Annotated in this window: 7 protein-coding genes; all 7 read left to right on the plus strand. The window is 47.7% G+C overall.

Translation table 11 applies throughout. The annotated features are described in order from the left end of the window. Positions 1–4 precede the first annotated feature (4 nt). Complete coding sequence (locus CIG75_RS02595; protein WP_172844394.1) at positions 5–4,045, plus strand: non-ribosomal peptide synthetase; 4,041 nt, start codon at positions 5–7, stop codon at positions 4,043–4,045. 24 nt (positions 4,046–4,069) lie between these two features. Continuing rightward, on the plus strand, positions 4,070–5,353 hold the full coding sequence (locus tag CIG75_RS02600; protein ID WP_094235239.1) for an MFS transporter: 1,284 nt from the start codon (positions 4,070–4,072) through the stop codon (positions 5,351–5,353). A 43-nt stretch (positions 5,354–5,396) separates the two neighbouring features. Continuing rightward, entirely contained in the window at positions 5,397–6,158 is a 762-nt protein-coding gene (locus CIG75_RS02605; protein WP_172844395.1) for an LbetaH domain-containing protein, read from the plus strand. Then, positions 6,142–7,470, plus strand: a complete 1,329-nt coding sequence (locus CIG75_RS02610; RefSeq protein WP_094235241.1) for a UDP-N-acetylglucosamine 1-carboxyvinyltransferase — start codon at positions 6,142–6,144, stop codon at positions 7,468–7,470. The genes CIG75_RS02605 and CIG75_RS02610 overlap by 17 nt, the downstream gene beginning before the upstream one ends. Before the next feature lie 492 nt (positions 7,471–7,962). Further along, on the plus strand, positions 7,963–8,859 hold the full coding sequence (galU, locus tag CIG75_RS02615) for a UTP--glucose-1-phosphate uridylyltransferase GalU (RefSeq protein WP_094235242.1): 897 nt from the start codon (positions 7,963–7,965) through the stop codon (positions 8,857–8,859). A gap of 389 nt (positions 8,860–9,248) precedes the next feature. Then, a complete protein-coding gene (locus tag CIG75_RS02620; protein ID WP_094235243.1) occupies positions 9,249–10,520 on the plus strand; it encodes a glucose-6-phosphate isomerase in 1,272 nt (423 codons plus the stop codon). Then, complete coding sequence (locus CIG75_RS02625; protein WP_094235244.1) at positions 10,517–12,241, plus strand: phospho-sugar mutase; 1,725 nt, start codon at positions 10,517–10,519, stop codon at positions 12,239–12,241. The genes CIG75_RS02620 and CIG75_RS02625 overlap by 4 nt, the downstream gene beginning before the upstream one ends. Positions 12,242–12,277 lie beyond the last annotated feature (36 nt).

A 12,277-nucleotide genomic window follows, 5' to 3' on the forward strand; every position in this document is an offset into this window, starting at 1 on the left:
GAGCATGGCGGAACAAATTAAGAATTTGTCACCTGATGAGAAACGTAAATTGTTGGCTCGTCTTTTGCAGGAGAAAGGTGCCCGGGATGCACATCACCCGGCATCCTTCGCTCAGCAGAGGTTGTGGTTCCTAGAGCAATTGGCACCGGGAGAAGCGACTTATAATTTTCCGTTTGTCATTCACTTTCATGGGAGTCTGCACCAGCAAGCTTTGATGCAAGGCTTGAGGGAACTTGCTCAGCGACAAGAAGCGTTGCGTACAACGTTTCGAAATAAAGACGGAGAACTTATGCAATTCATCGCCCCGGTAAAAGACAATGTGCCATTGCAGGTTCGTAATCTGTATCAGGCGCCATTAAATGAAAAAAACGCGATTGTTCGGGAAATCTTGCATGAAGAGTCTGTACGTGGATTTGATCTTGAAAACGGTCCTTTGATGAGATTGCTTCTCTTGCAAGTGGAGGAAGAAAAAACTCTGCTGTCCGTCACCATGCATCACATCATCACAGACGGATGGTCTTTGCAAGTGTTTGCTGATGAACTGGTAACGCTCTATCAAGCAGCGGTTGCTGGCGTGACTAGTGCCTTGCCGTCTCTTGAGATGACCTATTCCGATTATGCGAAATGGCAACGAAAATGGATGCAGGGGGATGTTTTGAAAGAAGAGGTCGAGCATTGGAGGAACAAGTTGGAGGGGGCTCCGACAATTCTCGAACTCCCAACTGACTTTCAACGCCCTGCCGTACAAAAATCGAGCGGTGCTACTTTCTCATTCGCCCTCCCCGGAGATGTTGTCGAGGTGTTACAAAAAATCGGCCGGGAACACAACACGACACTTTTTACTGTCTTGCTATCGGCGTTCCAAGTTTTTCTGCATCGTTATAGTAAACAAAACGACCTATTGATCGGAACGCCGATTGCCGGGCGGAACCGTATTGAAATTGAGAGGACAATCGGTTTTTTCGTCAACTCTTTAATTGTGCGTTCGAAATTGTACCAAGAAGATTCATTCCTTGATTTCCTTGATCGCATGAAGGAAGAAGTCTTAGATGCTTTTACGCATCAGGATTTGCCTTTCGAACGACTGGTCGAAGAATTGCAACCGAAACGAGATCGTAGTTTACACCCCTTGTTCCAGGTCATGTTTGCATACAAGGAGGCATCTCGCATGGTATGGAACCTAGAAGATGTCACCATCCAAGCGGAACTTGGGGAAGTGGAAGTTTCAAAATTCGATTTGACATTAAATATTTCGCACTCAACGGAAGCTTTGCAGGCAGAGTTCGAGTATAGTAGCGATTTATTCAAACCAAGAACAATCGCGCGGATGGCAGAACATTTCAAGAAGTTGCTCCAAGGTATTGCTGCAAATCCGAAACGTCGTCTTGGAGAGGTGCCTCTGATTACGGAACAGGAAATGGACATCATTCTTCATGAATGGAACGGTAGGCAACTTGATGTTGACCTTAGCAAATGCCTGCATCAAGTGTTTCAAGAACAAGCTGAACGTACGCCTCATGCTGTTGCTATCGTTTATCAAGATCGGCACATGACTTATAAGGAATTGAATCAACGTGCTAACAAGTTGGCTCATTTCCTGCAAAAAAGAGGTGTTGGTCCGGAGGTGACCGTAGGGATTGCGATCAATCGAAAGCCTGAACTTATTATCGGGCTACTAGGGATCTTGAAAGCGGGTGGATGCTATGTTCCACTTGACCCTGCCTACCCGAGAAACCGGTTGCTTAGCATGGTGGAGATGAGTCAACCGATCATTTTGTTGACGGAAAAATCAACACATTTCATTTTTGAAGGAATAAGGGTTCCTTGCATTGCCTTTGACGAACTTGAACATTTGGCTGCCCAAGAACAGACTTCCCCTCCTTCCACTGATGTTCGCCCTGATCACTTGTCCTATATGATTTTTACATCCGGTACCACTGGGCAACCTAAAGGCGTCATGGTTCAACATGATTCCTTGATGAATGCTGCGTTTGTATGGAAGCACGAATACCAGTTGAAGGAAGACGATCGATTTTTGCAATTAGCAAGCGCCTCTTTTGACGTGTTTACAGGTGACCTTGCGCGAATGATCATCAGTGGAGGTACGCTTGTAATTTGTCCCGACGAATGGAAAATTGACATGCCTATGTTATCTAAACTGATGATCAATGAACGCATTACATTCGTGGATTCCACTCCGGCTTTGATCGTTCCGTTGGTGAACTTTCTGGGCAATCACGGATTATCCTTGGAGCATTTGCGTTTTTTGGTCACGGGAGCAGATTCGTTGTCGATAGAGGATTACAAAAAGATGCGGTCGAGCTTGGGGAATTGGACGCGCATACTTAATAGTTATGGGGTTACCGAAGCAACTATTGACTCAAGTTATCTGGAGCCGGATCAAATTTATTTGGAGACGACGGGTTTCGGCTACGTATCAATTGGTAATGCACTGCCGAACATGAGTTTTTATGTTTTGGATGAGAACATGCAGATGCAGCCGATTGGTCTTACGGGCGAGTTGTACATCGGAGGTCTGGGAGTCGCTCGCGGTTACCTGCATCGTGAGGACTTGACGGCGATGAGGTTTGTTGAGGACCCATACATGCCAGGCAGAAAAATGTATCGTACCGGTGACTTGGTAAAATGGAGTGATCAAGGCAATGTGGAATTTTTAGGAAGAACTGATCACCAAGTTAAAGTTCGCGGCTTTAGGATTGAGTTGGGGGAGATTGAATCCATTCTGACTAGACATCCTAAAGTACGAGAGGCAGTGGTGGTAGCCAAAGAAATCGGAGTTGAAAAGCGTCTGGTTGCTTACGTGGGAGCCAACGAGGAAACGTCGGTAACCGAACAGGAAATGCGCGCGCATGTTATGGGAGTGCTGCCCGACTACATGGTTCCGTCCATATTCATTTGGATGAAGGAGTTACCGAAAACGCCAAACGGAAAATTGGACCGGAAAACCCTACAGGAACTTGAGGTCGAGGATTCGCGTTGGTCGAGCCGCATGATTGCCGTACCACGTGACCACTTTGAGATCGAGTTGGTGAGAATTTGGGAAACGATCCTCCAAGTCTTTCCCATTGGAATCCGAGACGACTTTTTCGATTTAGGCGGTCACTCCTTACTCTTAATCCGCTTGCTTGACCAAATTCAAAAGGACCTTCAGGTGGAAGTGCCGCTCTCTGTGATGTATGAATGCTCAACGATTGAAGCACTCGCCTTGTATATAAAGCGAGTCACGAATTTTGAATTCAAGCCGAATGAAATCTCATTGGTCACTTTGCAAGCAGGCGGCACAAGTCATCCGATTCTGTTGGTTCATCCGATTGGGGGATATTTGTTTAGCTATGCATCCTTAGTGAGAGCGTTGGGGCCAGATCAGCCGATTTATGGTCTTCAAGTATCTAAGCAGGACATTGAGCAAAGCATGGAAGAGATTGCAAAGGATTATATTGATGAAGTATTGCAAGCGGGGATACCTAGTCCGTACTTGCTGTTCGGGCATAGCTTCGGAGGCAACTTGGCATTTGAGATCGCCTGCCAATTGGAATTAGCTGGCCACGAGGTCGGGCTGGTGGGTCTTCTAGATACCAATTTAGAGCAGTATGATCCTGATATGGATGACTTCGATCATCTCGTTGAATATTGCAGTCGCTTCAACATGTCAAATGAACAACTCTATGAACTGAGAAGACTTAACGAGGAAGATCGACTTCATTACATCCTCGACATCGGGAAAAAGGTGAATTATTTTACGCCCGATCGAGAAGTAAATCGCTTGCGACAAATATTGCAAATCTTTATAAAAAACAACAAAGCACTGAAGAGTTATCAGCCTTCAATCTACCCAAAAAAGCTCGTGTTCTTTAAAGCCATGGACCAAGATAATGATGCAACAGTTGGTTGGGAGCGCTACACGAATCATCCAATGAAAGTTCTGCAAGTTCCGGGAAACCATTATGAGATGATCAAGCCACCGAACGTCCAAGTTCTTGCTGACCGCATCAGAGAAGCTGTTGATGAGTTTACTTATGACTAAGAGAAAGATGGGAGATCCGGTTCAATGATACTTCGCGAATTGCACCGCAATGTGAAAATCCGGCTATTTGAACAGTTTCTAAGTTCTATGGTAGGCAATATGATAGCTCCTTTTCTAATTGTCTATTTTGCTGCTCATTGGGGAGCCCCAGTTGCAGGTGCGATCTTCATAATAAACACGCTGATCAGTATTGTAGCGGGTCTGTACGGAGGGCATCTTGCTGACCAATATGGCAGAAGAACAGTTATGCTGCGTTCCGAGATAATACGTTTCATCGCCACAGTGGTTATGATGCTCGCTGCGACTCCCTGGATGGAGTCTCCGGTGCTCATCTTGATCGCCATGACAATCCGCCAAATTATGAGCACGATTGCTCGTCCTGCTGGTGATGCGATGATATTGGATGTTTGTACCCCAGAAAACCGCAAAACCATTTTTAGTCTTGACTATTGGATGTTTAACATAGCCGTATTAATTGGCGGCCTTGTTGGAGGTTTCTTCTTTAAGGACTACATGGTGATACTTTTGGCTGTCGTGGCTTTGATGTCACTAACTTCCTTGCTGTTGTTGGTCTTCTGGATACAAGATACCTATGTGAAGAAGCAAGAAGCTCCTTCTGAGAATCAACCTCACCGTCCGTTCCGAAGAATTATGGGGCACTATCGGATCGTCTTAAAAGACTTCATCTTTTTGCTCTTTTTGGGTGCGACTTTGCTGCAACTCTCGATCCAGTATGGTACGAACAACTATGCAGTGGTTCGTCTTGCGAACGAAATGACCCATCAACTATTTTTTTCGTGGGGAGATTTTCGATATGTGGTGGATGGCTACCAAATGTTTGGAATCATAAATGCGGTCAATACATTTTTGGTTGTAACGCTTGGCGTGCTGATTGGCAAATGGGTCAAAAAACTAAATGATAAAACGGCAATATATGGCGGCATGGTTCTATATTCCGCCGGCTACGCCTTCATCGCAGGGAGCAGCCAGCCATGGATGCTGATTCTCGCAGTTTCGGTCATGACAATTGGTGAACTTATCTTTATACCATCCAAACAATCGGTATTGGCAAACTTAGTGCCAAGCGAAAACAGGGGTGCGTATATGGCAGTGAACGGTTTGACCAACAAGGGAGCATCAATCGTCGGTTCGGCGGCTGTTTCTGTAGGCGCATTTGTAAGCTCTTGGTCGATGGCAGCAGCCTTTTCCATCATGGGTATTCTCTGTATTTTCGTCTTTTCTGTTATCTTTAGTCGATTAAAAGCGAGTGGGAAAACAGAAGAATCATCAACTAGCATACATGCCTAAAACAAATGTTCTGGATCCTCAAAAAAAGGAAGGTAATTCAACGATGAACGGATCTCTTCAGTCTCAGCGCTTTTTTCGAGAAACACAAGACGAACTTATCAAAGTTCTTCTTGCAGAGGTTGAGTTAGTAGACATCATTCCGAACTTGAACAAATTTATTCTCGACTATTTGATGCAGTTTGAAAGCGAGAAATACATCGATCCTACTGCCGTAATTTCGGAGAAGGCGACGATCGAAGGTGCCGTATATATCGGCTCAAATGTAAAAGTGCAAGATTTTGCGTATATAAAAGGGCCGGCGATCATATTGAACGATACGATCATTGGGAAGTCGGCATTTGTACGTGACAATGTTATCTTAGGCTCGAATACGATAATCGGCCATAGCAGCGAAGTATGTCAAAGCGTCATTTTAAACGGAACTCGGGTTGCCCACTTTAACGCTGTTTCCTTTTCAGTGGTTGGGAGTCATGTCAACCTGAGCAGTTGCGCCGCAATTGCTAGTTATTTGCTAAAAACGGAATTGGATGATATGCCTACTACCTCGTACTTATTTGACAGCTTGCAGCAGAAAGTCACAGTGAACATCTCGAAATTCGGGGCAATCATTGGGGACCGTTGCCGTTTGGGTGCCAATGTGATTGTCAATCCCGGAGTGGTCATGGAGCCGAATTGCATTGTGTACCCGCAGATTTCTTTGGAGAGCAAGTATTATAACGCGAATTTGCAAGTCTACATTCCAGGGTACTACGCGCAAATAGTATGTTCCAAACTTAAGGAGGAGGAAAATGAACAACATGTCTAAAGCTATGTTATGCGTTGAAGGTGGTTATGCATTAAAAGGTGAGATGCAGGTATCTGGTGCAAAAAACTCCGCCTTGTTTCTGGTTGCAGCTGCGCTAATGACAGATGAGCAAGTCACTTTGGGCAATATGCCCGCAATTACTGACATTGACATCCTTCATGAGATTTTGCTTGATTTAGGGATTCACTCCTTGTGGACCCCCTCAGAAAATCGAATGGTAATTGAAGCACGGCAACTTAGCAACTCAGTTGTAAATTCAAAACTTTCTCGAAAGCTCAGAGGTTCAATCGCACTTGCGTGTCCTGTACTTTACCGTCTGAATCGATGCATCATCCCTTATCCAGGAGGTGACATGATCGGAAAAAGACCGCTTGATGAGATGATGCGAGGCATTGAAATGATGGGGGGGGATGTTGAGTTTGCAGAAGGTTTGTTCTCGATTCGAATCGACCGACCGCTTAAAGCCATTGAGATGGAACTTGAATATCCAAGTCATACGGCTACGATGGCCTTAATGATGCTGGGAGCCGTATCCGAGGGACGAACTGTTATTACGAATGCAGCATTGGAACCAGAGGTAATTGACATGCAGGAATTGCTTTTGAGCATGGGGGCTGTCATGTCTGGGGCGGGAACAGATAAAATTGTGATCGATGGCGTACCTAAGTTGAGAGGCGGATCGATCGAGGTGATGCCTGATCGTTTACAAGTCGGAACCTACATCATGGGTGCTTTGATGACCGATGGGCATTTGAAGATGCCGACTTCCTATGTTGAGCATCTTGATAAAGTACTTGATCTTCTCATGGAGGCGGGGGCAACCTGCATCAAAGAGTCAGATGGACAGATTTCGATTGGGGGACATCGTCCTTACAAGGCAATCCGTTTTGAGACCGAGCCGTATCCAGGCTTCCCAACCGATTTGCAATCCCCGATGATGGCGTTTTTAAGCGTTTGTAAAGGGACGAGCTATGCGAAGGAGAATATTTTCGAAAATCGGTTGCTTCACATTAAGGAGTTTAAAAAAATGGGCATAAAAGTGGAGATCTTGTCGGAACGAGAAGTTCTCATCTCAGGCCCAAACGAATACATTTCGGGAACTACTGTCAATGCGGAAGAAATCCGAGGTGGAGCGGCACTGCTTCTATGCGCACTTTCCATGCCTTTAGGATATAAAACATACATCTCAAACATTGGACACATAATGAGAGGATATCCTTCCATTGTTGATACACTATGCAAACTTGGCGCGAAGATCAGTTTCGAGGATTCAGAAACAAGTGAAACACCTACCCAAACTTTAAAGGTTTAGGTCTCGGCGAGTCGACGATAGACAGTTTAGGAGAACCAATCCAAGTGTCAACAGTCCTTTCTCAAGAAATCCAGGCATCTTGCATGGGCAACTACACATTGAAAAATAAAGGCGTCCATTGCTCGGTTATGAATAGAAGCTCGTCAACTGCTGCGATCGTGATTATTTCTTCAGAATATCCTAGGTGGGAGCATAGAGGGAACAGAAATTGACGCCGTGGACGAGCGAAACCATTGGAATTAATAAATTTGATGAAGTATTACAGAGAGCCGGTCTGTAAAAGATCGGCTTTTAACAACCCGTGATGTCGCTCAAATTAAAAAAGTTCATATGCCATTCCGTAGATGGCATAATTTCTAACTAAATCTGACAGGGAGATCAGTTTACGAGAGCTGGGTGAACTATGAGGAGAGGGCGGCGTAACAATCGTCACTTTTGCCGGTAGTCAGCTGTGGATATTTTCCTGACATCAAACAGGAGGAGTGATCTCGGATGAAAATTAGAAAAGCGGTGATTCCGGCTGCTGGGCTAGGCACGCGCTTCCTACCCGCCACGAAAGCACAGCCAAAAGAGATGATGCCGATCGTCGACAAGCCAGCCATACAGTACATCGTCGAAGAAGCGGTGGCATCGGGGATCGAAAGCATCATTGTCGTGACCGGCCGCAACAAGCGCTCCATCGAAGACCATTTTGACAAATCTGTGGAGTTAGAAAAGACACTTGCAGAAAAGGGAAAGGAAGAATTGCTGAAAACGGTGACAGAAATTTCACAGTTGGCTGGCATCCACTACATTCGGCAAAAAGAGCCGCTCGGGCTTGGGCACGCGATCTTGTGCGCGCAACAGTTTATCGGCGATGAACCGTTTGCGGTGATGCTCGGTGATGACATCATGCTATCGGAGCGACCGGCGCTGCGGCAGATGATCGACATATATGAATGGTACGACACCGAAGTGGTCGGTGTGCAGCAGGTTGCGTTGCCTGACGTGAGAAAATACGGCATTATCGAACCGAATCGCTTCGAACAGCCGAATATGGGCCGAGCGATGTGGGTCGAAGATCTGGTGGAAAAACCGGCTGAGAATGAAGCGCCATCCAACATCGCAGTGATGGGGCGTTACATTTTGAAACCGTCGATTTTTCCAATTCTGGAGCGCTTGCAGCCGGGCAACGGGGGTGAGATCCAACTGACCGATGCACTCAAAGACATCTGCCGAGAACACCCGATACTAGCTTTGCTACTGGAAGGACAGCGCTTCGACGTCGGAGACAAGCTCGGCTATCTGCAAGCGACGCTGAAAGTTGCACTCGGGCGGTCGGAGCTTCGTTCTGATCTGCTCGCTTATCTTGATGACCTGCTGGTTCAGGAAAAGCAGCGAGCGAATTAATATGGTGGAAGATGAAAAATTTTATAATTCGCAGTTTTGGTAATTGGGGGGTCAGGTTGAAACGAAACTCTTGGCGGGCCGCCATGATGAGCTAGTAGAGACCGGATAAGATCATGGTGGCTCTGTGGTGAGAAGCTGAGCACAGCGATCATCAAACGATGATCCCAAGCGAATGAAACTGGCATCTATGACATCTGAACGGCTTTTGATCTGAAACTGTGCTAAATCGACAACCTTAACTAGAGGTTTCGAAAGTCTGAAGGCAATTAAAAATGGCAAGGTGGGGCTTTCGTGTATGAGTAAAAGAATCACCGTTATAAGAAAAGTCAAGTACTGTAGTTGGATATGAAGTAGCGATACTGAAATGCTGAACTATCGGGAGGTGAAGGGTGTTCATTTCAACATTAGGACTTGCCGGATTTAATACTGCGGAATATGCGAAACTGAGGCTAGAGCTTGAAGTAGCCCATGCGAAGCTGGTCGAAGGAGATCGCAAGAGTCAGGACAATCTGGGATGGATGCAGCCGCTTGACCCGGATGATGAACAAGTCGGGAAGATCATCGCCGCAGCGGAACAGATTCGTCGGGATGCTGACGTGTTGCTGGTGATCGGTGCAGGCGGGTCATATTTGGGAGCGAGGGCTGGAATTGAAATGCTTGCGGGGCGAAGCGGGACGGAGATTCTTTTTCTCGGGCATCATCTCTGCACGGCAAATTTGAAGGAAGTGTTTGCAAAGCTGAAGGGACGGCGCGTGGCGGTAAACGTCGTCTCCAAATCGGGAACAACGCTTGAGCCTGCAATCGCTTTTCGTCTGGCAAGGCGCTGGATGATCGACCAATACGGTGTGGAGGAAGCGACTCGACGCATCTATGTCACCACCGACCCAGAAAAAGGCGCTCTGCTTGCGATGGCCAAAAAGAACGGCTACAAGTCGTTCTCCATTCCGGAACGGGTCGGCGGGCGTTATTCTGTCTTGACGGTGGCCGGACTGCTACCAATGGCTGTGCACGGCGCCGACATCCGCGAAATGCTACGCGGTGCTCAGGAAGCGGCCAGACTTTATACCAATCCGCGGCTAGAAGCAAACACCTGCTACCAGTATGCCGTCTATCGCAATTTCTGGTACCGGAACGGGAAATCGATCGAACTGCTCGCCGGATACGATACACGCTTGCGGACGTTATCAGACTGGTGGCAGCAACTTTTCGCCGAAAGCGAAGGCAAGGACGGAAAAGGCATCTTTCCTGCGGTGGTGCAGTTGACCACTGATCTGCATTCAGTCGGGCAGTACATCCAACAGGGGCCACGCCATCTCTTGCAGACAGTGCTCTGGGTGAAGCAGTCAGATCTGAACGTCACGCTACCCGAGATGGAAGATGATCTGGATGGATTGGGCTATCTGACTGGACAGGACTTGCATGAAATTAACAAACGGGCATTTTTAGGCGCGCTGACCGCCCACACGAACGGTGGCGTTCCAAACGTCGTCCTCCATCTGCCCGATTTAACGGAGCAGACGATTGGACATATGTTTTACTTCTTCATGAAAGCATGTGCGGTCAGTTCTCTTTTGCTAGGAGTCAACCCGTTTGATCAACCGGGGGTGGAAGCGTATAAACGTCAGATGTTTCATCTGCTCGAAGAAAGGAGAACTTCATGAAAGCATTCGATGCCTACAGAGAATGGTTGAACAGTTCATTTCTCGATGAGCAGACCCGAGCAGAGCTTCGCGCCATTTCCGATCAGCCGGAGGAGATCCACGAGCGTTTCTACAAACACCTTGAATTCGGCACAGCCGGTTTGCGAGGGGAGCTCGGAGCAGGCATTAACAGGATTAACCGCTACACTGTGCGCCGCGCGACAGAAGGTCTGGCACGCCACATCGCCGCTTTGGGCGATGTGGCAAAAGAACGGGGTGTCGTCATCGCGTATGACTCACGCCGCCTGTCACCCGAATTGGCGCTAGAAGCGGCTTGCACGTTAGCCGGCAACGGGGTGCGTTCGTATCTTTTCCAAAAGCTCTGCCCCACGCCTGTGCTCTCCTATGCAGTTCGGGAATTGGGCGCACAGGCGGGAATCGTCATCACAGCGAGCCACAATCCTCCAGCATACAACGGCTACAAAGTGTATGGAGCGGACGGCGGGCAGATTGTAGCGGCCCATGCGGATGAGATTCAGTCCGAGATCGAACAGGTACGCAGTTTGGATGAAGTACACTTCTGCACAGCGAAAGAAGCGGAGGCGGCTGGGCTTTTGTGTTGGATCAATGAGGAACTGGAAGCGCGCTATCTGGAGCAGTTACAGACCCTCTGCTTGAATCGAGAAGCGATTGCCGATGTGGCCTCGCAGCTCAAGATCGTATACACGCCATTGCACGGAACAGGTAATCGCCCAGTGCAGCGCATCCTGAGGGAGGTCGGTTTTACCAAAGTGTATGTCGTGCCGGAGCAGGCGTTACCCGACCCGGAGTTCAGCACCTGCAAGCAGCCGAATCCGGAAGAAGAGGGAGCGTACGCCTTGGCGATTCCGATTGCCGATCGAATCGGCGCAGATCTGATAATAGCCACTGACCCTGACTGCGACCGCGTCGGAATGGCGGTGCGCAACGCTGACGGTGATTTTGTACGATTGACAGGTAATCAGATCGGAGCCTTGTTGCTTTACTACTTGCTCACTGAGCAGAAAAAGCGAAATCTGCTCCCAAACGGAGCGACTATGATCAAAACGATTGTGACGAGCGAATTGGGCCGTGCGGTGGCCGAAAGCTTCGGGGTAGAAGTGATCGACACGCTGACCGGATTCAAATATATTGCCGAACAAATGCGGCACTTGGAAGCGAAACGTGAACGGATGTTTGTGTTCGGCTACGAGGAGAGTTGCGGATTTTTAAGCGCTCCATTTGTGCGTGACAAAGATGCAGTCATGGCGACGATGCAACTTTGCGAGATGGCCGCTTATTATCAATGCAAAGACATCAGTCTGTACGAGGCATTGCAGGCGATCTACCAAGAGTACGGATACTACAAGGAGCAGCACTTATCCCTGACAAGGATCGGACGTCATGGTAGCGCCGAAATTCAAGAGATCCTGAAAACATGGAGGTTGGCGCCACCAGATTTCATTGCAGGTCAGCAGGTAACAGAGTACCGTGACTTTCAGTCTGGGGTGGTACAAGATGTGCGGGCAGGCACTGAAACAAAGCTAAATTTCCCGAAGGCTGACGTCCTACACTATACCCTTGCCGACGGCTCGTGGTTCTGTCTTCGGCCTTCTGGGACGGAGCCGAAGCTGAAAGTCTATCTAGCTGTGTGTGGGGCTTCTTCCACTGAAGCAGATGAGAAGTTGAACCAGCTGGTGCAGGCTGTTAAGGCCAATCTGTAAGTGTGTTTCACATGGGTAAGCAAACTGGATAAGAAG

It is taken from the genome of Tumebacillus algifaecis, assembly GCF_002243515.1.
In the GTDB taxonomy this organism is placed as follows: Bacteria; Bacillota; Bacilli; order Tumebacillales; family Tumebacillaceae; genus Tumebacillus_A; species Tumebacillus_A algifaecis.